22 protein-coding genes are annotated in these 22,441 nt (G+C 70.9%); 19 read left to right on the top strand and 3 right to left on the bottom strand.

Annotated features, from left to right (window positions below; translation table 11 throughout):
- The 4 genes from ACESM1_RS23745 to ACESM1_RS23730 are packed head-to-tail and all read left to right on the top strand — an operon-like array spanning position 1 to position 3,757.
- On the top strand, positions 1–1,071 hold the full coding sequence (locus ACESM1_RS23745; RefSeq protein ID WP_372623699.1) for a C4-dicarboxylate TRAP transporter substrate-binding protein: 1,071 nt from the start codon (positions 1–3) through the stop codon (positions 1,069–1,071).
- Positions 1,072–1,088: 17 nt separating this feature from the next.
- Positions 1,089–1,646, top strand: coding sequence for a TRAP transporter small permease subunit (locus ACESM1_RS23740; protein ID WP_372623698.1), 558 nt, complete (start codon positions 1,089–1,091; stop codon positions 1,644–1,646).
- A gap of 1 nt (position 1,647) precedes the next feature.
- On the top strand, positions 1,648–2,967 hold the full coding sequence (locus tag ACESM1_RS23735; RefSeq protein ID WP_372623697.1) for a TRAP transporter large permease: 1,320 nt from the start codon (positions 1,648–1,650) through the stop codon (positions 2,965–2,967).
- A 13-nt stretch (positions 2,968–2,980) separates the two neighbouring features.
- Complete coding sequence (locus ACESM1_RS23730) at positions 2,981–3,757, top strand: cyclase family protein (protein WP_372623696.1); 777 nt, start codon at positions 2,981–2,983, stop codon at positions 3,755–3,757.
- A 111-nt stretch (positions 3,758–3,868) separates the two neighbouring features.
- Here ACESM1_RS23730 and ACESM1_RS23725 read toward each other — a convergent pair whose 3' ends face one another.
- Positions 3,869–4,927: a maleylacetate reductase gene (locus ACESM1_RS23725; protein WP_372623695.1), complete on the bottom strand. Its 1,059-nt coding sequence runs from the start codon at positions 4,925–4,927 to the stop codon at positions 3,869–3,871.
- Between the two features lie 17 nt (positions 4,928–4,944).
- Positions 4,945–6,246 (bottom strand): M24 family metallopeptidase, encoded by a 1,302-nt coding sequence (locus tag ACESM1_RS23720; RefSeq protein ID WP_372623694.1) that lies wholly within the window; start codon positions 6,244–6,246, stop codon positions 4,945–4,947.
- A gap of 32 nt (positions 6,247–6,278) precedes the next feature.
- Here ACESM1_RS23720 and ACESM1_RS23715 point away from each other — a divergent pair, with 32 nt between their 5' ends.
- The 3 genes from ACESM1_RS23715 to ACESM1_RS23705 are packed head-to-tail and all read left to right on the top strand — an operon-like array spanning position 6,279 to position 9,066.
- Positions 6,279–7,289, top strand: a complete 1,011-nt coding sequence (locus tag ACESM1_RS23715) for a TRAP transporter substrate-binding protein (RefSeq protein ID WP_372623693.1) — start codon at positions 6,279–6,281, stop codon at positions 7,287–7,289.
- On the top strand, positions 7,286–7,780 hold the full coding sequence (locus ACESM1_RS23710; protein ID WP_372623692.1) for a TRAP transporter small permease: 495 nt from the start codon (positions 7,286–7,288) through the stop codon (positions 7,778–7,780). The genes ACESM1_RS23715 and ACESM1_RS23710 overlap by 4 nt, the downstream gene beginning before the upstream one ends.
- Positions 7,777–9,066: a TRAP transporter large permease gene (locus ACESM1_RS23705; protein WP_372623691.1), complete on the top strand. Its 1,290-nt coding sequence runs from the start codon at positions 7,777–7,779 to the stop codon at positions 9,064–9,066. The genes ACESM1_RS23710 and ACESM1_RS23705 overlap by 4 nt, the downstream gene beginning before the upstream one ends.
- Positions 9,067–9,073: 7 nt before the next feature.
- On the opposite strand, the gene ACESM1_RS23700 is transcribed toward ACESM1_RS23705, so the two are convergent.
- On the bottom strand, positions 9,074–10,582 hold the full coding sequence (locus ACESM1_RS23700) for an ABC transporter substrate-binding protein (RefSeq protein ID WP_372623690.1): 1,509 nt from the start codon (positions 10,580–10,582) through the stop codon (positions 9,074–9,076).
- A gap of 60 nt (positions 10,583–10,642) precedes the next feature.
- On the opposite strand from ACESM1_RS23700, the gene ACESM1_RS23695 reads away from it, so the two are divergent.
- Genes ACESM1_RS23695 through ACESM1_RS23640 form a run of 12 tightly spaced genes read left to right on the top strand, consistent with a single transcriptional unit; the run spans position 10,643 to position 22,421 of the window.
- Positions 10,643–11,770 carry an NAD(P)/FAD-dependent oxidoreductase gene (locus tag ACESM1_RS23695; RefSeq protein WP_372623689.1) on the top strand — a complete coding sequence of 376 codons (1,128 nt, stop codon included), beginning with the start codon at positions 10,643–10,645 and terminating at the stop codon, positions 11,768–11,770.
- The gene (locus ACESM1_RS23690; protein WP_372623688.1) at positions 11,754–12,056 is read left to right on the top strand and encodes a (2Fe-2S)-binding protein; all 303 of its coding nucleotides are present in this window, start codon (positions 11,754–11,756) and stop codon (positions 12,054–12,056) included. The genes ACESM1_RS23695 and ACESM1_RS23690 overlap by 17 nt, the downstream gene beginning before the upstream one ends.
- Positions 12,053–13,429, top strand: a complete 1,377-nt coding sequence (locus ACESM1_RS23685) for an FAD-dependent oxidoreductase (protein WP_372623687.1) — start codon at positions 12,053–12,055, stop codon at positions 13,427–13,429. Before ACESM1_RS23690 ends, ACESM1_RS23685 begins: the two co-directional genes overlap by 4 nt.
- Entirely contained in the window at positions 13,426–14,535 is a 1,110-nt protein-coding gene (locus ACESM1_RS23680; RefSeq protein ID WP_372623686.1) for an NAD(P)/FAD-dependent oxidoreductase, read from the top strand. The genes ACESM1_RS23685 and ACESM1_RS23680 overlap by 4 nt, the downstream gene beginning before the upstream one ends.
- A 34-nt stretch (positions 14,536–14,569) precedes the next feature.
- The gene (locus ACESM1_RS23675) at positions 14,570–15,553 is read left to right on the top strand and encodes an ABC transporter ATP-binding protein (RefSeq protein WP_372623685.1); all 984 of its coding nucleotides are present in this window, start codon (positions 14,570–14,572) and stop codon (positions 15,551–15,553) included.
- A complete protein-coding gene (locus ACESM1_RS23670; protein ID WP_372623684.1) occupies positions 15,546–16,238 on the top strand; it encodes an SDR family NAD(P)-dependent oxidoreductase in 693 nt (230 codons plus the stop codon). The genes ACESM1_RS23675 and ACESM1_RS23670 overlap by 8 nt, the downstream gene beginning before the upstream one ends.
- Positions 16,238–16,510 carry a (2Fe-2S)-binding protein gene (locus ACESM1_RS23665; protein ID WP_372623683.1) on the top strand — a complete coding sequence of 91 codons (273 nt, stop codon included), beginning with the start codon at positions 16,238–16,240 and terminating at the stop codon, positions 16,508–16,510. The genes ACESM1_RS23670 and ACESM1_RS23665 overlap by 1 nt, the downstream gene beginning before the upstream one ends.
- Entirely contained in the window at positions 16,507–17,865 is a 1,359-nt protein-coding gene (locus tag ACESM1_RS23660; protein ID WP_372623682.1) for an NAD(P)/FAD-dependent oxidoreductase, read from the top strand. Before ACESM1_RS23665 ends, ACESM1_RS23660 begins: the two co-directional genes overlap by 4 nt.
- On the top strand, positions 17,865–18,989 hold the full coding sequence (locus ACESM1_RS23655; protein ID WP_372623681.1) for an NAD(P)/FAD-dependent oxidoreductase: 1,125 nt from the start codon (positions 17,865–17,867) through the stop codon (positions 18,987–18,989). Before ACESM1_RS23660 ends, ACESM1_RS23655 begins: the two co-directional genes overlap by 1 nt.
- Before the next feature lie 32 nt (positions 18,990–19,021).
- Positions 19,022–20,572 carry an ABC transporter substrate-binding protein gene (locus ACESM1_RS23650; RefSeq protein ID WP_372623680.1) on the top strand — a complete coding sequence of 517 codons (1,551 nt, stop codon included), beginning with the start codon at positions 19,022–19,024 and terminating at the stop codon, positions 20,570–20,572.
- A gap of 8 nt (positions 20,573–20,580) precedes the next feature.
- Complete coding sequence (locus ACESM1_RS23645; RefSeq protein ID WP_372623679.1) at positions 20,581–21,522, top strand: ABC transporter permease; 942 nt, start codon at positions 20,581–20,583, stop codon at positions 21,520–21,522.
- Positions 21,519–22,421, top strand: a complete 903-nt coding sequence (locus tag ACESM1_RS23640; RefSeq protein ID WP_372623678.1) for an ABC transporter permease — start codon at positions 21,519–21,521, stop codon at positions 22,419–22,421. The genes ACESM1_RS23645 and ACESM1_RS23640 overlap by 4 nt, the downstream gene beginning before the upstream one ends.
- Positions 22,422–22,441: the final 20 nt, after the last annotated feature.

Raw genomic sequence — 22,441 nt, 5'->3', positions numbered from 1 at the left:
ATGACGATGCATCGCCGCAGCCTTCTTGCCGGTGCCGCCACGCTGCCGCTGTTCTCGATCGAGAGCCGCGCGCAGTCGCGCCTCAACATCACCATCGCCTCCAGCCACCCCGTCGCCAACTACTGGGTGAGCAACATGAAGAACGTGTTCCAGCCGGAGGTGGAGAAGCACCTGCGCGACAACGGCAACGCGCATGTCGTCAACTGGCGCGAATCCTACGGCGGCACGCTCTACAAGTTCCAGGATACGATGGAGGCGGTGCGCGACAACATCACCGACATCGGCTATGTCGGCACGCTGTGGGAAGGCAGCACGATGCCGCTGCAGAACGTGACCTACTTCACGCCCTTCTCGACCGGCGACCACGGCGTGGTGGCCAACGCCTTCGAGAAGCTGAACGAAACGGTGCCCGCCATCCGGCAGAATTGGAACGGGCTGAACATGGTGCCGCTGAGCTCCTACATCACCGACAGCTATCACATCTGGTCCAACTTCCCGATCCGCTCGCTGGATGACCTGCGCAACCGCAAGCTCGCTGCGCCGGGCACCAGCGCCAACTGGCTGCAGGGCACCGGTGCGACGCCGGTGGACGGCGCGCTGACCACCTACTACACGGATATCCAGACCGGCGTGATCGAGGGCGCGCTCTCCTTCTACGTCGGCATCCTGCCGACGCGCGTGTACGAGGTGGCGAAATACGTCACCGAGTGCGACATCGGCGCGATGTATGTCGGTGGCATCGCGGCGAACCGGCAGCGTATGGAACGCTGGCCGGCGCCGGTTCGCGCAGCGATGGTGGCGGCAGGCAAGATCGCGACGCAGAAGCACATCGAGGACGTGGCCGCCCGCATCACCAGCGCCAAGCGCGAGATGGTCGAGAAGGGCGCGATCGTCAGCTCGCTGCCGGCCGCCGAACGCGAGCGCTGGATTCGTGGCCTGCCGAACATCGCGAAGACCTGGGCCGACAGTTCCGGCCCGGCCTCGCGCGAGGTTCTCAACGCCTACTTCGCCGCGATCCGCCAGGCCGGCAAGACACCCGGCCGCGACTGGGATCGCGAACTCGCCGCCTGAGGCAGGAGGGCGCCGCCATGGCCGACGATGTTGACCTGGCGGCGCTCGACGCCGCGGCGGGGCCGCGCGGGTTCGACCCCGTGCGGTTGCTGCTCGACGGGTTGGCCGCGATCGGCACCATCTGGACCTTCACCCTGATGCTGCTGATCTGCGCGGACGTGATCGGGCGCTCCTTCCTGAATGCGCCGATCACCGGCGTGGCGGAGATCGCCGCACATTCCGTGGTGGGTATCGTGTTCCTCCAGGTCGGCGCAACGATCTACCATCGGCGCATGACGCGCGCGGACTTCCTGATCGACCGCATCCTGCGCGCCGCCCCCGGCCTCGGCCGCATCATCGAGATGCTGTTCATGCTGGTTGGTGCGGCCTGCATGGCGTTCATCGCACAGGCCGCGTGGGAGCCCATGTGGAATTCCATTGGGCAGCGGGAGTTCTTCGGCGTGCAGGGCCTGTTCACGGTGCCGACCTGGCCGTTCCGCGCGCTGATCCTGCTCGGTGGCGCAGCCGGCGCGTTGGCCTACTTCGTGCTGCTCGGGGTGGAGGCGCGCCGGCTGGTCGCGCCGCGGCAGGGCTGACATGGAGGACACCACTCTCGCCTTCCTGCTGATCGGCGCGATGGTCTCGCTGATCCTGCTCGGCCTGCCGATCGGGCTTTCGCTGATATCCACCGCGGCGGTCGGCGTCTGGCTGATCCGCGACAACCCGGACCTTGCCTTCCGCTTCACCGCGATGGCGACCTATTCCGGCATCCAGGACTATCTCTTCGCCACCATCCCGCTCTTCGTGCTGATGGGCCTGCTGGTCAGCGTCTCGGGCGTCGGCAAGGACACATTCGAGGTGGCGGAGGCGCTGCTGAAACGCCTGCGCGGCGGGCTTGGGATGGCGACCGTGGCGGCCAACGCGATCTTCGCCGCCGTCACCGGCGTCTCCATCGCGTCGGCCGCGGTCTTCACCAAGGTCGCCGTGCCGGAGATGGTGCGGCATGGCTACAACTACCGCTTCGCCACGGGCACGGTTGCCGGCTCCTCGATCCTCGGCATGCTGATCCCGCCCTCGCTGCTGATGATCATCTATGGCGTGCTGGCGGAGGTCTCGATCGGCAAGCTGTTCATCGCCGGCATCATCCCCGGCCTGCTGATCGCGCTGGGCTTCGTCGCGATGATCTGGACGTACGCCACCTTCTTCCCGCACCGCATCACCGCCAATGCGGGCCCTCTGCCGGAGATGACCGGGACGGTCATGGCTGGGGGCGAGATGGCGCTGAAGGCGGTGCCCATCCTCTCGCTCGTCGTGCTGATCCTCGGCGGGCTCTATACCGGCTTCTTCACGCCGACCGAGGCAGGCGCCGTCGGCGCCGCCGGCGCGCTGGCCGTTGCGCTGCTGCGGCGCAGGCTCGATGGGCCGAGGCTGTGGCGCGTGCTGCGCGAAGCCGGACTGGTCTCGGCGGCAATCCTGTTCCTGCTGATCGCGGCAGGGCTCTATTCGCGCATGCTGTCCATGGCCGGCGTGCCGCAGGCGATCGGTGACATGGTGGAGCATATGGGCCTCGGCCCCTACGGCTTCCTCGCCGCCTTCCTGCTGCTGGTGCTGGTGATGGGCATGATCCTGGACAGCACCTCGATCCTGCTGATCATGGTGCCGATCGGTGCGCCGATCGCGGCTGCCATGGGCTTCGACCTGATCCATTTCGGCATCATGCTCATCATCGCGGTCGAGATGGGGCTGCTGACGCCGCCCTTCGGCCTGTCGGTCTTCACGGTTAAGGCGACGCTTGCGGATCCGCGGATCGGGATCGAGACCATCTTCGCCGGCGCGCTGCCGTTCGTGGTGGTCATGGGGCTTTCGCTGGTGGTGATCGCGCTGGTACCGGCGCTGGCCACCGTGCTGGTCGATTGAGGGAGCACTCCGCATGCCGCGGCGTATCGTGGATCTTTCCGTCGCGCTGGAATCCGGCATCGCTTCCGACCCGCCCGGCCACACGCCGGAGATCACCTATATCGACCACCGGCAGAGCGCGCCGGATGTCGCCCGCTTTTTCCCCGGCCTGCGTGTCGAGGACCTGCCGGGCGGCGAGGGCTGGGCGATCGAGCGGCTGAACCTCACCACCCATACCGGCACGCATCTCGATGCGCCCTACCATTTCCACTCCACCATGGATGGCGGGAAGCGTGCCTGGACCATCGATGAGGTTCCGCTGGAATGGTGCTTCGGCCGCGGCGTGAAGCTCGACTTCCGCCATCTGGCCGATGGCCATGTGGCGGGTGCGGCGGAGGTGGAGGCGGAGCTCGCGCGCATCGGCGTCACGCTGGCGCCCTTCGACATCGTGCTGGTCAACACCGCGGCGGGCGCACGCTATGGCCAGCCGGATTACCTCTCGCGCGGCTGCGGTATGGGCCGGGAGGCGACGCTGTACCTCACCGAGCGCGGCGTGCGTGTCTGCGGCACCGACGCCTGGTCCTGGGACGCGCCCTTCCTCCACACTGCGAGGCGCTATGCCGAGACGAAGGACGCCAGCCTGATCTGGGAAGGGCATCGCGCCGGTATGGTGCGCGGCTACTGCCACATCGAGAAGCTGGCGAATCTGGAGCAGCTGCCGCCCACCGGTTTCCAGGTCGCGTGCTTCCCCTTCAAGATCAAGGGTGGCTCCGCAGGGTTCACCCGGGCTGTCGCGATCTTCGAGGACTAGCCCGCGATCGCCCTGGGTGTGCACGCCGCAGGCGGGCACGCCAGGGCGTGAATCGCCGGCTCGAAAGGTGCCAGACGCGAGTTGCCCGGACACAGTCCGGGCAACTCGGGTCTAGCCAGGCGCGTTGCCGGCCCAGGCGTTGCCGAGGAGCTTCCGGATCGCGTCGCGCTCGATCGGCCGCGGGTTCGGATAGGAGTCGCGCGCGGCGATGTCCGCTGCGCGGTCGAGGTCGCTTTCCCGCAGCCCAAGCTCGCGCAACGCGATTGGCGCGCCGATGCGTTGCGCCAGCTCGTGCAGCCCGCGCGCGGCGTCGTCCGCACCGAGCGCACGCGCGATGCGTTGCATCGCCGCCGGCGCACCGGCCGCATTGTAGCCGGTGGCGTGTGGCAGCACGACGGCGTGCGTCTCCGCATGTGGCAGGCCGAAGCTGCCGCCAAGCACGTGGCAGAGCTTGTGATGCAACCCCATAGCCACCGAGCCGAGCGCGGCGCCACACAGCCAGGCGCCGTACAGCGCCTCCGAGCGCGCCTCCACGTCCCGCGGCATTGCCACCACGCGCGGCAAGCCGCGCGCCAGCGCGCCGATGGCTTCCTCCGCCATCAGCGAAACCACCGGGTTGCCATCGGGCGCATAGAGCGCTTCCACCGCATGGGCGATGGCGTTCAAGCCGGAGGTTGCGCTCAGCGCGGCCGGCAGGCTCAACGTGAGGTCCACGTCGTAGATCACCACTTCCGGCAGCACCTTCAGCGTGCGCTGCGTGCGCTTCTCGCCGCCCGCGGTCTCGCCGAGGATCGTGGTCATCTCGCTGCCGGCATACGTAGTCGGCACCGCGATCTGCGGCAGGTCGGTGCGCAGCGCGATCGCCTTGCCGAGCCCGATGGTGGAACCGCCGCCGATCGCCACCGTGCCATCTGCGCCGAGCTCGCGCGCCAGCGCGACGGCGCGTTCCGAGACCTCCACCGGTGTGTGCATCACCGCGCCGGCGAAGATGCCCGCCGCGTGGCCGCCGAGGCGTTCGGCGAGCGCGCGTGCGTCCGCCTCCTGCTGAGGCGTGGCGAGCACCAGCACGCGCCTGAGGCCGAGTCGGTCCACCTCCGCCGGCAGGTTCGCCAGCGTCCCCTGGCCGAACACCACGCGGGAGGGCAGGCCGTTATAGGTGAAGCGGTGCATGATCGGTCCCTCGGCGCTCAGAGCTCCAGCAAGTCGCGCGAAAGCCCGCTGCCGGCAAGCGTCTCCGCGCCGGCCTCGGTGATCAGCAGCATGTCCTCGACGATGAAGCCGCCGATGCCGTCGATGTACCACGGCGCCTCGAAGGCCATCACCATGCCGGGCTCCAGCATCGCGTCACTGTCGGCAGCGGTGTAGGGCCACTCCTCCGACCAGATCGAGGCGCCGAGGCCGTGCCCGAAATGCCCACGGGCATAGGCAGGGAAGCCGGCATCGTGAACCGCGCGCAGGCAGGCAGCATGGATGTCGCGCAGCGCCGCGCCCGGGCGGAACAGCGGACGGCCTGCCTCGAAGGCACCGCGCAGTGCCGCATGGACTTGGCGTGCACGGCGTGGCGCCGGGCCGAGTGTGAAGCTGCGCGCCAGGTCCGCCGTATAGCCGCCGACCACCGCGCCGACATCCACCTTGATCACGTCGCCCCGTGCGAGCCCGCCTGGGCTCGCCCATGGCGAGGTGCCGAAGCCCACATACTCCCATGCGGTAACGCTTGCGGCGGTGCCGCGGCGCGCTGCCTCCGCCTGCACGAGCTCGAGGAAGGCGCGTCCGAGCGCCGGCCGGGTCGCGCCCTCGCGTATCTCGGGCATGAAGGCGACGAGCGCGGCCTCGGTGATCGCGCCCGCTTCGCGCAGCAGGGCGATCTCGCTCGGCGATTTGTGCGCGCGCAGCCGGTCCACCAGCGGCGTCGCGTCGCTGATCCGCGCCGGCGCAACCGCATCGAGCAGCGCGCCATGATCGGCCGCCGGCACCGTGGAGAGCTCCGCGCCGATGCGCGCGCCGGACAGCCCCATCCCGGACAGCACCTCGCGCAGCAGGCCGAGCGCCAGGTCGCGATCGAAGGTGCCCGGGCGGGCGAAGCCGGGTGGGCGGTCCGCCGTGGCGGCGGCGATCAGGCTTGCTGCATCGGCATCCGACGGCAGCAGGTGGCGGATGGAAATGGCCTCCGGCCAGATCGCGTGCGCCCGCAGCGGCGCGCAGCCCGCCGCCTCCGCGCCCGCGGCAAAGAGGTCGGTGACGACGGCGCCGACCGGCAGCGCCGGATCGGCGGGCACCACCGCCATCGCCGGTCCCAGGCGCCGCCAGCCCATCGCCACGCCGGCCGGTGCGCCGGTCGCCCACAGGAAGGTCTCCGGCGCGGCGACGAGCAGTGCGTCCAGTTCTGCCGCCGCCAGCAGGCGCGCCGTCCGCGCGCGGTCAATATGTCCTGGCATGGCGACATGGCAGGCGGCGGCGGCCACGTTGTCAACGCCGCCGGGCCGGATCATGATCGCGCCTCCACGAATTCGGGAGAAGAGCGATGCGGCGTGGCATCCTGGCCGCCCTGGCGGCGACGTTCCTCTGGCTGGGTGCGGCCTCGGCGCAGACGGTGGAGTGGCGCTTCCACAACAGCTACGCGCCGGCGCGCCCCGAGAGCGGGCATGTGCGCGACCTGGCCGCGGACCTGCGCACGCGCAGCCAGGGCCGCTTCGCGCTGAACGTCTTCGAAGGCAATGCGATGAACCTGCGCGATGCCGATGCGCTGCGCTGGATGCAGACCGGCACGCCGGAGATGGGGTTCATCTGGCCGCCCTTCCTCGGCCGCGACGATGCGGCGATGTCCTCCATCCTGGTCTTCGGCCTGGTGCGCAACCCGGCGGAACTCACCCGCATCATGCCGGCGCTGCGCGAGAGCCTCTCCGAGGGCATCCGGCGCTGGCAGATCGAGCCGGTGGGCTTCATCCAGCTCGGCCTGCTCGACGCCTCCTTCATGTGCCGCACGCCGGTGCGCAACCTCGACGAGCTGCGCCGGGTGAAGCTCCGCGTCGGCTCGCGCGAGCAGGTGGAGACCTTCCGCGCGCTCGGCGTCGCGGCGCAGATCGTGCCGCAGCAGGAACTCTACACGGCGATGCAGACCGGCGTGGTGGATTGCGCGCTCTATGCGCCGCGCTTCGCGCAATCCATCAGCCTGCAGGAGGTGGCGAAGCATGTGCTCTCCACCGGCTTCGCCTTCCCGCCGACGCCCTATGTGGTGATGGCGAACCAGGCGCGCTGGCGGGCGCTCTCGGCCGAGAACCGGCAGGCGTTGACCGATGCGGTCGCCGCGATGGAGGCGCGCAGCACCCGCTTCGAGCAGGATCTCGCCGCCGATGAGGCATCGCGCGAGCGGCTGCGCGGCCAGGGCGTGACCTTCCATGGCACGCTCTCCGAGGCCGAGCAGCAGGCCATCCGCACCGCCGCCATCGCAACCTGGGAGACGCTGATGCGCGAGGCCGGTGGCCAGGGGCCGGCCTGGAAGGCGCGGATCCAGGCCGCCCTCGGCGGGCAGTGAGCGCCATCGAAAGGGGGCTGCTGCTGATCTCGCGTGGGCTGCTGGCACTCTCCGCCGCGGCCTGCGCAGGGATCCTGGGGCTGGTGCTGGCGGCGGTGGTCATGCGCTACGCCGTCGCCGCGCCGTTCCGCTTCACCGAGGAGATGGCCGGGCTGCTGCTTTCCGCCATGGCGTTTCTCGCGCTGCCCTTCGCCATGGCGGCTAACGCGAACATCCGCGTGACGCTGCTCACCGACCGGCTCGGCGGTGCGTGGCGGCGCGTCTTCTGGGTGGTGGGCCAGGCGATCATGGTGGCGTTCTGTGCGATCTTCGCCTGGGAGGCCTGGGGCATCGCCGATTTCACCATGCGGCTGAACCTCTCAAGCGAGCAGGCGCGTCTGCCGCTCGGCCCCTGGGTGGCGCTGATGCCGGCCTGCCTGGCCTTCACCGGGCTGATCGCGGCCTGGGCCGCGCTGCGCCCGCCGCCCGAAGGCAAGCCGGAGGCGTTGTGATCGGCGCCTGGCTGCTGGGCCTGCTTTCGGCCACGGTGCTGTCGGGTGCGGTGCTCGGCGCCGCGCTCGGGCTGACAGGTTTCGCGCTGCTGCATTTCGCGGTGGGCGGCGCAACGCGGCTCGGCGTGCAGGCGGTGTGGAACACGCTGAACGAGTTCACGCTCACCGCCATCCCGCTGTTCATCCTGCTGGGCGAGGTTCTGGTGGCCTCGGGCCTCGCGCGCGGCGTCTATCGCGCGATGGCGCCCTTCTTCGCGCGGCTGCCGGGGGGCTTGCTGCACACCAACATTGCGGTCTGCACGGTGTTCGGCGCGGTTTCCGGCTCCTCCATGTCGGTCGCCGCGGCGGTTGGCTCCGTCGCCTATCCGGAGTTGAAGCAGCGGGGCTACGACCGCGCGACGGTGGTCGGTACGCTGGCGGGTGGTGGCACCCTTGGCCTGCTGATCCCGCCTTCGCTCTCGCTGCTGATCTATGGCGCGCTGACCGAGACCTCGATCGGCCGGCTGTTCCTGGCGGGGCTGCTGCCGGGGCTGCTGATGGCGGCGCTGTTCATGCTGCTGATCCTCTGGACGGCGATGCGCAATCCTGCGGTCGCGCCACCGGAAGCACGAGTCGCGCTGCGCCAGGCGCTGTACGGCCTCACCTCGGTCCTCCCGCTGGTTGTGCTGATCCTGGCGGTGCTCGGCAGCCTCTTCGCCGGGCTGGCAACGCCGACCGAGGCGGCGGGCGTCGGCGTCGCCGCCGCCGTTCTGCTCGGCGTCACCCTCGGCGATCTCACGCTGCGCGGCTTCGGCGCGGCGCTGATCGGCACGGCGCGGATCTTCGCGGTGATCGCCACGGTCTTCGTCGGCGCACTGGTGCTGGCGCAGGCGATCGCCATGCTCGGCCTGCCGCAGCAGATGCTGCAGGTGATCGCCGAGTGGGGGTTGTCGCGCTGGGTGCTGCTGGCGGTGGTGGTGCTGATCTACCTGGCGCTCGGCTGCTTCTTCGACGGCCTGTCCATGATGATCATGACGTTGCCGCTCGTCTTCCCCCTGCTCACCGGCGTCGGCTTCGATGCGGTCTGGCTCGGCGTGGTGGTCACGCTGATGATCGAGGTCGGCATGCTGACGCCGCCCGTCGGCATGAACCTGTTCGTGCTGGTCGGCATCACCAATGGCGAGGTGCGCCTGCCGGAGGCCGCCCGCGCCGCGGCCCCCTACTGGGTCGCGCTGTTGCTTGGCGTGCTGCTGCTGTGTCTCGCCCCGGGCATTGCCACCTGGCTGCCCGGGGCGGTGTTCGGGTAGGCTCGGATCACTCCATCCGTGTCTCGTGCGTGATCGGCGGGCCGAGATTCAGCGAGCCTTCCAGCCGATAGCCAAGGTTCAGGCTGGCCCGCCGCACCCAGACCTGGCGCAGGTCGAACAGCGGCACGCTGCATGCCGCCTCCAGCACCTTGCGCTGCGCCTCCGCCCAGAGCTGAAGCTGCCGCGCCTCGTCCGGCTCGGCGCGGGCGGCGTCGATCTCGGCATCAGCTGCGCTGCAATGCGCGAAGTTGAGCGACATCGTCGGCTGGCCGGGCGCGCTGCGCGAATGGTAGAACTGCGTCAGGTAGCTGTCCGCCACCGGATAGCGCGCGGCGCCGTAGAAGGTGAGCTGCGACAGGTCCTGCCGGATCCGCGCGTGATAGGTCGCGTGCTCCACCACATCCATCTCCAGCCGGATATTTGCGCGCCGCAGCTGTGCCTGAATCACCTCCATGATCGGCAGCTGCGCGGAGTTGGAGGACACCACCGCGCGGATGGTGACGCCGTCCGGATGCCCGGCCTCGGCCATCAGCGCGCGGGCGCGGTTCACGTCCGGCGCGTAGCGCGGTACCTGGTCCGTGCTGCCGAGGTAGCCGGGCGGCACCGGGCTCGGCCAGGGCGTCGCCACGTCCAGCCCGACGAAGCGCGCGATGGCCCCGGGGTCGACCGCGTGCTGGATCGCGCGGCGCACGCGCGCATCGTTCAGTGGCGCCGTACGGCTGCTGATCAGCAGCGTGCGGAACTCGCCGGGCGCGAAGACCTCCACCGCGGTATTCGGCTGCGCGCGCATGCGCTCCACCCAGCGCTGTTCGCGCCGGCCGATGATCAGGTCGAGCTCGCCGGAATTGTAGGCAAGCTCCCGCGTCGCGTCGGAGGTGATGAACCGCAGGTCGATCGTGCGGATTGCCGGGCGGCCGCGCCAATGCTCGTCGAAGGCCACCATCCGCGCGGCACCGCCGCCGGCGCGGTCCATCCGGAACGGTCCCGTCCCCGGCGCCTGGCCGCCGGCATCCGAACGGCGGGAGACGATCATTCCGCCGTGATAGTTGGCGAACAGGCCGAGCGCGCCCGCCACCGGCTCGCGCAGTGTGACGCGGACCGTCATCGGGTCCACCAGCTCGACCGAGGTGACCGCCCGGTAATCCCCGGCGAAGGCGCTGCGCGCGCGGTCCGCGGCGCGGCGCAGCGAATGCACGACATCCTCGCCTTCCAGCGGGTTCCCATCATGGAAACGCACGCCGCTGCGCAGCCGGAAGGTGAGGATGCGACCATCGGCGGACCGCTCGAAGCTCTCCGCCAGATCGGGTTCCAGCTTCGCGGGATCGGCGCTGCCGGGCGGGAAGCGCATCAGCCCCGAATAGGCCCAGGACAGCGGCGCCTTGTCCTGCGTGGCGCTGGCGCGGTGCGGGTCTGTCGTGCCCATGTCCTGCGCGATCAGCCCGACGCGCAATGTCTGTGCGCTCGCCGTGCCCGCCAGCAGCACGCCGAGCGCGGCCGCCACGATGCTTCGCCTCATGTCCGTTTTCCTCCTTGCCCGGCTTGCATGATGATGCGGGTAGCGCCACGCTCGCAAGTCATGGAACGGTATGATGTCGCGATCATCGGCGGCGGCATGGTGGGCACGGCCATCGGCTATGGCTGCGCCGGCCATGGCGCGCGCGTGGCCGTGCTGGACGAGGGCGACGTCGCGCTCCGCGCCTCGCGCGGCAATTTCGGCCTGGTCTGGGGCCAGTCGAAGGGCGACAATATGCCCGCCTATGCCGCCTGGACGCGGCGCAGCATCGCGCTCTGGCCGGATCTCGCGGAGCGTGTCTCGGTGCTGGCCGGGCGCGATGTGCAGTATCGCCAGGTCGGCGGCCTCACCTTCTGCCTCGACGAGCAGGAACTTGTCGCGCGCCGCGACTTCGTGCATCGCCGGCACAATCAGGGCCATGCCTCGGTGCGGATGCTCGATCGGCGTGAGCTGGAGGAACTGATGCCGGGTTGCCCGCTCGGCCCTGATGTAAGCGGCGCCAGCTACGATCCGAACGACGGGCATGTCGATCCGCTGACGCTGCTGCGCGGCCTGCATGCGGGGCTGCGCGCGGCGGGTGGCGCGCATCTGCCGGGTGCGCCGCTCGACGCCATCGAGCCAGCCGCGGGTGGCTATCGCCTGCGCAGGGCGGATGGGTCCGAGCTGCTCGCCGCGCGCGTCGTCGTCGCGGCCGGCGTCGCCACCACGCCGATCGCCGCTATGATCGGGCTCGATGTGCCCGTGCGCCCGGTGCGCGGGCAGAACATCGTGACGGAGCGGCTGGCGCCGATCCTGCCGAAGCCGGCCAGCGCCATCCGCCAGACCGGCGACGGCACCGTCCAGATCGGCGTCACCAACGAGGATGACGGCAGCTTCGAGACGCCGACCACCACGGCAGCGCTGGCCGGGATGGCCGCGCGCGCCCTGCGCGTGCTGCCGCCGCTGGCGCAGGCGCGCATGGTGCGAAGCTGGGCGGCGCTGCGGCCGATGACGCCCGATGGCTGCCCCGCCTATGCCGAGAGCGCAACGCATCCCGGCTGTTTCGTCGCCGTCTGCCATTCCGGCGTGACGCTCGCCGCCGTGCATGCCGGTCCGCTGGCCGAGGCGGTGCTGAGCGGTGCGGTGGCGGAGATCGCGGCCGAGCTGCATCCCTCCCGCTTCGTCGGAATGACGCATGTTCAAGCGCACTGATCCGCCCGACTGCACCATCACCTGGGATGGACGGGAACTGCCCGCCCGCAATGGCGAAAGCCTCGCCACCGCGCTGCTTGCCGCCGGCGTGCTGCATTTCCGCGAAACGCCGGTGAGTGGTGCTGCGCGCGGCCCGCTCTGCCTGATGGGCGCCTGCTTCGACTGCCTTGTGGAACTGGACGGCCAACCGAATGTGCAGGCCTGCATGACGCCGGTGCGACCCGGCCTTGTCGCCGCCCCGCAGCGCGGCATCCGCGGCCTGCCCGAGGTGGAGGACGCGGCTTGAGCGCGCCCGAACAGGTTGACCTGCTGATCCTCGGTGCCGGTCCGGCCGGGATGGCGGCCGCGATCGCCGCGCGCGGGCAGGGCGTCTCGGTGCTGCTGCTCGACGAGAATGCCGGGCCGGGTGGCCAGGTGCATCGCGCCATCGAGACGCGCGCGGCGAAGGACGACCAGGATGCCGACGGCGCCAGGCTCGTGCTGGCGCTGCGCACCTCAGGCGCCGATCTGCGCTTCGGCGCCACGCTGTGGGCCATCGAGCCCGGCGGCAAGGTGTTCTGGAGCGAGGGCGGAGTTGGGCCGGAAGCGCGCGGGACGCAGGCGCGCTCCATCACGGCGCGGCGCGTGCTGCTCTGCGCCGGCGCGACGGAGCGGCCGCTGCCGATCCCGGGGTGGACGCTGCCGGGCGTGATGTCGGTCGGCGCCGCGCAGATCGCGCTGAAGACGGCCGGTCTGGTGCCGGAGGCGCGCGTGTGGATCGCGGGGCAGGGGCCGCTGCTCTGGCTCTACGCGAAGCAGGCGCTGGCGGCGGGCGGCAGGATCGCGGGGATCGTGGACCTTTCGCACGGCGTGCCGCCCGATGCGTTGCGCCACCTGCCGCGCGCGCTGCTCGCGCCGGGCTACCTGGCGAAGGGGCTGGCCTGGCAATACGCGGTCAAGCGCGCCGGCGTGCCGATCCTGCGCGCAGAGAGCCTGCGCGCGGAGGGCGAGGACAGGCTGCGCCGCATCGTCATCGACGAGGTTGCGCATGAGGCCGACCTGCTGCTGCTGCATGATGGCGTGGTGCCAAACACCCAGGTCACGCGTGCCATCCCGGGCTGCCTGCACGATTGGGACGCGGTGCAGGCCTGCTGGCGGCCGCGGCTCGATGCCTGGGGCAACACCACCGTCGAAGGCGTGATGGTGGCGGGCGATGCCGGCGGCATCGGCGGCGCGCGCGCCGCCGCCCATGCCGGAAGGCTCGCCGCGCTGGAGGTTGCGCATGCGCTCGGCAGGCTGACCAGGAACCAGCGCGACGCCGAGGCCGGAAGGTGGCGCCTTGCGCTGAACCGCCAGCTTGCGCCACGGCGCTTCCTCGACGCGCTGTTCCCGCCGCTGCCCGCCGCCGCGATTGCCGATGACACCATCCTCTGCCGCTGCGAGGAGGTGACGGCGGGGCGGGTGCGGGAGGCGGTCTCGCTCGGCTGCCTCGGCGCCAACCAGACCAAGGCCTTCACCCGCACCGGCATGGGGCCATGCCAGGGCCGCGTCTGCGGGCCCGCGGTGCATGCGGTGATCGCCGCGGCGCGCGAGGTGGATCCGGCGGCGGTGGATCCGTTCCGCACGCGTTTCCCGACCAAGCCGCTGACGCTGGGCGAGCTCGCCGCCCTCGCATCATGAATCGCGCTGTCGTCATCGGCGGCGGGCTGCACGGCCTCTCCACCGCGCTGCATCTGGCGCGCACGCCCGGCTGGCAGGTGACGGTGCTGGAGCGGCGGCATGTCGGGCGGCACTCCTCGGGCGTAAATGCGGGCGGCGTGCGCCGGCTCGGCCGCGACCTGCGGGAGATCGCGCTGTCGGTCGTCTCCGCCGAGATGTGGCAGGGCATCGAGGCGCTGGTCGGCGATGATTGCGGCTTCCAGGCGGGCGGCCAGGTGAAGGTCGCCGAGAGCGAGGCGGATCTGCGCAAGCTGGAAGCGCGGGCGGAGCAGGTGCGCGCCCTCGGCTGGACGCATGAGGAGGTGGTGGACCAGGCCGAGGTCCGCCGCCTGCTGCCCGCCGTCGCGCCGCATGTCGTGGGCGCGCTGGTGACGCGCGGCGACGGCTCGGCCGACCCGATGCGGACCGTGATGGCGTTCCGCCGCGCGGCGCAGCAGGCCGGCGCGACCATCGTGGAGGGTTCGGGCGCGGTCGGCATCGAGCGCGGCCCCGGCGGCACGCTGCGCGTGGTGACCGAGGACGGCAGCTACGAGGCCGAACGTGTCGCCAATTGTGCCGGCGCCTGGGCCACCACCATCGCCCGCATGGCCGGGGAGGAAATCCCCTGCGGCGTGAAGGCCAGCATGATGATCGTCACCGAGCGGCTGCCGCATTTCTGCACGCCGACTGTCGGCCCTACCGCGCGTCCACTTTCCTTCAAGCAGAGCGCGGCCGGAACGCTGGTGATCGGCGGCGGCCACCAGGGCACCAACGATCCCGCGAACGAGACCTCCACCGTGCTGTTCGGCAACCTCGCCCATGCCGCGCGCATCGCCGCCGAGCTGTTCCCCTGCGTCGCCGGCGCGCGGATCATGCGGACATGGACCGGCACCGAGGCGCGCACGCCGGACGAGATCCCGGTGATGGGCGAAAGCGCGACGATGCCGGGCCTGTTCCACTCCTTCGGCTTCTCCGGCCACGGCTTCCAGCTTGGCCCGGCGGCGGGCGCGGCCGTGGCGGAGCTGATGGCGCGCGGCGCCACGAATCTTCCCATCGCGCCCTTTACGCAGCGCAGGTTCGCCGCTTGATGCGCCGCGCCGTCGCAGGCAGGGTTGCGTCCGCATGAACGCACCCGCGCTCGAAATCACCGGATTGCGCACCGAGTTCCGCATCGACCGGCGCTGGCACGCGGCGGTGCGCGACGTCTCGCTGACCCTGATGCGCGACGAGACGCTGGCGCTGGTCGGCGAGAGCGGTTGCGGCAAGTCGGTCACCGCACTGTCCGTCATGGGCCTCGTGCAGCCGCCTTTCGGGCGCGTGGCGGCGGGCCGCATCGTGCTGGACGGCCGCGAGATCACCGGCCTGCCGGAACGCGAGATGGAACGCGTGCGCGGCGACCGCATGGCGATGATCTTCCAGGAGCCGATGACCTCGCTGAATCCGGTGATGACGGTCGGCGACCAGGTGGCGGAGGCCTTGCGCATCCACCGCGGGCTGGACCGCCGCGCCGCGCTGGAGCGCGCGCGCGGATTGTTCGAGGAGGTGAAGATCCCCTCCGCCGCGCAGCGCCTGTCCGAGTATCCGCACCAGTTCAGCGGCGGCATGCGGCAGCGCGTGATGATCGCCATCGCCTTGGCCTGCGACCCCGCGGTGCTGCTGGCCGATGAGCCCACCACCGCACTCGACGTCACCATCCAGGCGCAGGTGCTCGGGCTGCTGGCGGACCTGCGGCACCGGCACGGCACAGCCGTTCTGTTCATCACCCACAATCTCGGCGTGGTGGCGCAGATCGCCGATCGGGTCGCGGTGATGTACGCCGGCGAGATCGTCGAGCAGGGGCCGGTGGAGGCCATCTTTGCCAACCCGCAGCACCCCTATACCCGCGCGCTGTTCTCCGCCATTCCGCGCCTCGACATGCCGGAGCAGGCGCTCTCCGCCATCGCGGGCCGCGTGCCGCCGCTGGATGCGATGCCGGCCGGCTGCCGCTTCGCGCCACGCTGCCCGATGGCGCGCAGCGGCTGCGAGCGTGAGCAGGTGCTGGCCGAGGTCTCGCCGGTCCACGCCGCGCGCTGCCATGTCGCAACAGGGGCCTTCGCGCATGCTTGATCCTGCCGGTCGCGTCGTCATGGTCAGCGGTGCCGCCCGCGGCATCGGGCGGGAGATCGCGCGCCTGCTGCGCGCCACCGGCTGGCGGGTCAGCGCGGGGCTGCGCGATCCGGGGAAGCTGGACGCGGCCGAGGATGTCTTCGCCCACCGCTACGAGGCGGAGGAGGCGGACAGCGCCGAGGCCTGGGCGGCCGCCACGGTCGCGCGCTTCGGCCGGCTGGACGCGGTGGTGAATTCGGCCGGCATCAACCCCATGGCGCGGCTGCTCGATGCCGACGAGATCGCGCATGACGCGATGTGGCGGGTGAACGTGAAAGGGCCGATGCGGGTGATCCGCGCCGCCTGGCCGCATCTGGTCGCAAGCGGCGAGGGAAGGGTGGTGAACATCGCCTCGCTCTCCGGCAAGCGCGTGGCGAACGAGAATCTCGGTTATGCCATGAGCAAGTTCGCCGTCGTCGCGCTGACGCAGGAGGTGCGGCGGCAGGGCTGGGACCACGGCATCCGCGCCACCGCGCTCTGCCCCGGCTTCGTCGCCACCGACATGACGGCCGGCGCGAAGTGGCCCCGCGCGCAGATGAGCCGGCCCGAGGATGTCGCCGAGCTCGTCGCCACGGTGCTCCGGCTGCCCAACACCGCGACGGTCGGCGAGATCCGCGTGAACTGCCGGTTCGAGGCGCTGCTCTGATGCTGACCCGACTGCTGGACCAGGACCGCGCGCACCTGGCCTTCACGGTGGATGGCCTCGCCGCGGAAGCGCGGCAGGGCGACACTCTGCTGACCGCGATGCTCGCCGATGGCCTCGACCACATCCGCACCAGCGAGTTCGGCGACGGCCGGCGCGCCGGCTTCTGCTGGATGGGGGCCTGCCAGGATTGCTGGGTGCTGGTCGAGGGCCGCGGCGTGGTGCGCGCCTGCACGACGCTGGTGGAGCCGGGCATGAAGGTCGTCCGCCGATGAAGGTCGCGGTCATTGGCGCCGGCCCGGCTGGCGTGCGCGCGGTGGAACAGCTCCTCCGCGCCGGCATCGAGCCGACCTGGATCGAGGAAGCGCCGGATGGCGGCGGCCGCATCTACCAGCGGCCCCCTGCCGGTTTCACCCGCGGCCACCGCGCGCTGTACGGCGCCGATGCGCGGCGCGCGCGCGCGCTGCACGCGGCGCTGGATGCGCTGAAACCCCGCACCGACTGGCGCCCCGGCACGCTGGTCTGGAACATCCGTCCGCGTGAGGGCGCGCTGGATACCCTTGCCAATGGCGGCACGCGCGGGGAGCTGAGATACGACGCGCTGATCCTCTGCACCGGTGCGATGGACCGGGTGGTGCCGATCCCCGGCTGGACCCTGCCCGGCGTCACCACGCTCGGTGCTGCGCAGATCGCGCTGAAGGCGCAGGGCGTGGCGATCGGCGCGCGGCCGGTCTTCGTCGGCACCGGCCCGCTGCTGTGGCTCGCCGCGCTGCAATACGCGAAAGCGGGCGCAGCGCCGGCGCTGGTGCTCGACACCACGCCCTTCCTCACCAAGCTCCTTGCCTCGGCCGGCCTGCTGTGGAACGCGCCGACCTTCCTGCGCGGCCTGCGCTACATGGCATCGCTGCGCGCGCGCCGCGTGCACATCGCGGAGGACGCGACACCGCTGGCGATCGAGGGTGAAGGCGCGGCCACCGCCTTGCGCTGGCGCGATTCCGGCTGGCGCGAGCATGTCACGCCCTGCGATGCCGTCGCGCTCGGCTGGGGGCTCAAGCCCGAGGCGCAGCTTGCCGACCTGGCCGGCGTGCCGTTCCGCTTCGACGCGACGCAGCGCAACTGGATCCCCGAGCGCGACGCCGCCGGCCGCACGCCAGCGCCAGGTGTCTATCTCGCCGGCGATGGCGCCGGGATTGGCGGGGCGGAGGTGGCGGAGCTATCCGGTGCGCGCGCCGCGCTGGCGCTGCTGGAGGATCGCCGTCGCGGCTTCGACCACTCGTTGCGCGCCCATCTCGACCGCCGCCTGCGGACCGAGGCGCGGTTCCGCGCAGCGCTGGAGCGCGCCTTCCCCTTCCCGGCGCACCTCGCCGCGCGCATGCCGGACGAGACCATCCTCTGCCGCTGCGAGGCGGTCACCGCCGGCGAGTTGCGCGCGGCGGCCCGCGAGGGCGCGCCCGAGGTCAACCGTGCCAAGGCGCTGAGCCGCGTCGGCATGGGCCGGTGCCAGGGCCGCGTCTGTGGCCCGCCCGCGGCGGAGGTGCTGGCCGATGCGCTCGGCGTGACGATCGAGCAGGCCGGGCGGCTGCGCGGCCAGCCACCGGTGAAGCCGCTTCCGATGCCGGTGGTGGCGTAATGCGGCGCGCGGACGTGCTGATCATCGGCGGCGGCGGCGCGGGGTGTTCCGCCGCGCTGTTCCTCGCGCGCCGCGGCGCTCGCGTGATCCTGCTGGAGCGCGGACAGGTCGGCAGCCAGGCGACCGGCGTGAACTATGGCGGCGTGCGGCAGCAGGGCCGCCACCCCTCGGGCATCCCGCTGGCGCGCAAGTCGCGCGAGATCTGGAGCCGCCTGCCGGCGCTGATCGGCACCGATGCCGAGTTCCAGGCCTGCGGCCACCTGAAGCTCGCTCGCAGCGAAGCCGACGAGGCGGAGCTCGCGCGCTGGAACGCGATCGCCGCGGAGCATGGGCTGGTCACGCGCATGATCGGTCGCAACGCCATCCGCGCCGAGCATCCCTATTTCAGCGAGCAGGTCGTCGCGGGCAGCCTGCTGGCCGAGGACGGCGCCGCCAATCCGCGCCTGCTTTCGCCTGCCTTGGCGCGCGCGGCGCGCGCGGCCGGGGCGGAACTGCTGGAGCATCACGAAGTCACCGCGATGGGGCGCGACGGCGCCGGCTTCGTCGTCGAAGCGGCCGGCAACGCTTTCACCGCGCCGGTCCTGCTGAACTGCGCCGGCTTCTGGGGTGGCAAGGTTGCGGCGGCCTTCGGCGAGGAGGTGCCGATCGCGCCGCTCCACCCGAACATGCTGGTGACGGAGCCGCTGCCTTTCTTCTGCACGCACAGCCTCGGCGTGGTGGGTGGCGGGCTCTATCTGCGCCAGATTGCGCGCGGCAACGTGATCTTCGGCGGCGGCCGCGCCAGCGGCGAACAGGATGCGACGCGCACGCGCCCCTCGGCCGATGCCACGCTGGCGAGCATGCAGGAGGCCGTCGCGCTGATCCCGCGCCTGGCGGGCGCCATGGTGATCCGCAGCTGGAGCGGCACGGATGGCATCTTCGCCGACCATTTCCCCGTTCTCGGCCCCTCCCGCACCGCACCTGGCCTGATCCACGCCTTCGGCTTCTGTGGCGAAGGTTTCCAGCTCGGCCCCGGCGTCGGCGCGGTGCTGTCGGAACTGGTGTTGGACGGTCGCACCGACGTGCCGCTCGAAGCCTTCGACATCGGACGTTTCGCACGGCAGGATGCGGCAATGGCCGGATGACGGCAAACAGGGTGGGCAAGGAGGACAAGACAATGAACGCATTCCGCGCGGCTTTGCTCGGCGCGGCGCTGGCCGTCGCCGGTGGCTCGGCGGTCCAGGCGCAGTCGGGGGCGACGCTCCGCGTCGGCATGGCGGCGCAGGATGTCGGCCGGCTCGATCCGCATTTTGCCGTCTCCACCATCGACCGTGTGATCGTCGCCTGGATGTTCAACGGCCTGGTCCGCTTCAAGCCCGGCTCCATCGACCCGGCGGAGATCGAGCCCGATCTCGCGGAGCGCTGGGAGAGCAGCCCGGATGGGCGCACCTGGACCTTCCACCTCCGCCGCGGCGTGCAGTTCCATGGCGGCTTCGGCGAGCTGACCGCCGAGGACGTGGTGTTCAGCCTGCGCAAATCCGCCACCGCCGCGAGCTCCGCCTTCGCTGCCGATTTCCGCGCCTTTGAGAGCGTGGAGGCGGTGGACCCCTACACCGTGCGCATCCGCCTGCGGGAGAACGTGCCGAGCCTGCTCGGCCTCGTCACCAACTATTCCGGCGGCTACATCGTCTCCCGCCGCGCGGTGGAGCAGCGCGGCGCAGACTTCGTGCGGTCGCCGGTCGGCACTGGCCCCTTCGCGCTGGACCGCGTGACGCCGAACCAGAGCGCGGAGCTCTCGGCGAATGCGCAATACTTCCGCGGCGCACCGCAGATCGCGCGGGTGAGCTACCGCTTTATCCCGTCCGACGCGTCCCGTGATCTCGCCTACCAGAACCGCGAGCTCGACGTGAACTACGGCCGCGCCGACCAGACCTGGATCAACCGCACGCGCCAGGTGCCGAACACCGTGGTGGACGTGTTCGAGCCGGGCGAGCTGGCGATCCTGCACCTCAACACCACCACGCCGCCCTTCAACGATATCCGCGTCCGCCAGGCGCTGGCGCATGCCATCAACCGGGCGGAGCTGGTACGCTTCCGCGGCCAGGACGTCACGCGCGAGGCACAAAGCGTCGCGCCGCGCGGCTATCTCGGCTTCGCCCAGCAGCCGCTGTTGCCGCACGACCCGAACCGCGCCCGAGCGCTGCTGGCCGAGGCTGGCCATCCGAACGGGCTGACGGTCCGCGTCATCCACACGCAGCTGCCCGAGATGCTGAACATGATGCAGGTGGTGCAGCAGCAGCTGCGCCGTTCCGGCATCACGCTCGACCTGCAGGTGGTGGAGCATGCCACTTTCCACCAGCAGATCCGCCAGGACCTCTCGCCGCTGGTCTATTACTCCGCGGCGCGCTTCCCGGTGGCGGACATCTACCTGACGCAGTTCTTCCACGGCCGATCCATCGTGAAGACGCCGACCGCGGTGACCAACTTCTCGCACTGCAACCAGGCGGACCAGCAGCTCGACGCGGCGCGGGTGAGCACCGACATCAACGAGCAGCGCCGGCTCTGGGGCGAGGCGCAGCGCATCCTGGTGCAGAATGTATGCGGCGTGCCGCTGCTGGAAACACTGCTGGTCTTCGCGCGGCGTGACAATGTGGACTACGGCTACGAACTGCGCGGCTCGATGTCGCTCGGCCCGCTGATCACCGAGCGCACGCGGATCCGGCAGTAGCGGGCTGAATGATCTGGTTCTTCGCCCGGCGGCTGCTGGCCGCGGTGCCGACGCTGCTGGCGGTGCTGACGCTCGTCTTCGTGATCGTCCGCATCGTCCCCGGCGACCCGGCGCTGGTCATTCTTGGCGACCAGGCGACGCCCGAGGCCGCGGCCGCGCTGCGCGAGCGGCTCGGCCTCGACCGGCCATTGTGGACGCAGTATTTCGACTTCATCACCAGCGCGCTGCGCGGTGACTTCGGCACCTCCATGGTCACCGGCCGGCCGATCCTGGACGAGGTGGCGGCCGTGCTGCCGCACACCGTGGACCTCACGGTGGCCTCGATGCTGTTCGGCACGCTGGTCGGCGTGCCGGTGGGGATCTGGGCGGCGCTGCACCGCAACCGGGCGATCGACGTGGCGGCGCGCATCCTGTCGCTGCTCGGGCTTTCCTTCCCGGTCTTCGTCTCCGGCATCTTCGCGCTGCTGCTGTTCTCGCTGCACTGGCGCCTGTTCCCGGTGATCGGCGCGGCCGACCTCGACGATCCGGTGGATCGGCTGCACAAGCTGGTGCTGCCCACCGTCTCGCTCGGCCTCATCATGGCCGCCTACATCACGCGGGTGACGCGTAGCGCCATGCTCGCCTCGCTTTCCGAGGACTACATCCGTACCGCGCGCGCCAAGGGCGTGCCCTGGCGGCGCGTGGTCTGGGTGCATGGGCTGCGCAATGCCTCCATTCCGATCGTCACGGTCGTCGGGCTTTATGTCGGCATCCTGATCGGCAATTCCGTGCTGACCGAGATCGTCTTCAACCGCCCCGGACTCGGCAAGATCATCGTCGGCGCGCTGAATCAGCGGGACTACACGATGCTGCAGGGGCTGATGGTGATCTACTGCTTCCTCATCGTCGTGGTGAACGCGATCACCGACCTTCTCTATGGCGTGCTCGACCCGCGGGTGCAGGCGGCATGAGCGCGCTCTCCGAACGCACGCCGCCGCTGCCGGGCGAGTTCGCCGCGCCTCCCCCGCCTTCGGCGTGGAAGCGCGCGCTCGGGAAGGCGCGCAGCAACCCGACCACGCTGGTCGGCGCGCTGATCTGCCTGGCGATCGTGGCGGGCGCGGTGCTCGCGCCCTGGATCTCGCCCTTCGACCCGGCGGACCAGAACATCATCGACCGTCTGCAGCCGCCCGGCGGCGACTACCTGCTCGGCACCGACCAGTTCGGGCGCGACATCCTCTCCCGGCTGCTCTGGGGCGCGCAGATCTCGCTCAGCGTCTCGCTCTCGGCGATCTTCGCGGCGATGCTGATCGGCGGCACCATCGGCATGGTCTCGGGCTATATCGGCGGGCGCTTCGATCTGCTGGTCATGCAGGTGATGGACGTCCTGCTCTCCTTCCCCTCGCTGATTCTCGGCCTGATGGTGGTGGCGCTGCTGGGGCCGGAGCTGGTGAACCTGATCGTCGCCATCGCGCTGACCGCCATCGCGCCCTTCGCGCGCATCGCCCGGGCGCCGACGCTGGCGTTGAAGGAACGCGCCTTCGTCGAAGCAGGCCGTGCGCTGGGCTACAGCCACACCCGCATCCTGTTCCGCCACATCCTTCCGAACATCACCTCGGAGGTGATGGTGATGGGCACGCTCTGGCTGGCCACCGCGGTGCGGGTGGAGGCTTCGCTCTCCTTCATCGGGCTCGGCGTGAAGCCGCCGACGCCGACCTGGGGCGGCATGACGCGCGACGGCTTCGAAAACATCCTGGACGCACCCTGGCTGGCCGTGTTCCCCGGCATCGCGATCCTGCTGCTGGTGCTCGGCCTCAACATGGTGGGCGATGGGCTGCGCGACGCCACCGACCCGAAGCTGCGCAACGAATGAGCGGCGCGCCCGATGATCGG

It is taken from the genome of Falsiroseomonas sp. (genome assembly GCF_041690465.1).
Classification (GTDB): domain Bacteria; phylum Pseudomonadota; class Alphaproteobacteria; order Acetobacterales; family Acetobacteraceae; genus Falsiroseomonas.
The sequence above is the reverse complement of the archived record's forward strand: the minus strand, read 5'-3'. Positions and strand labels throughout refer to the sequence as shown.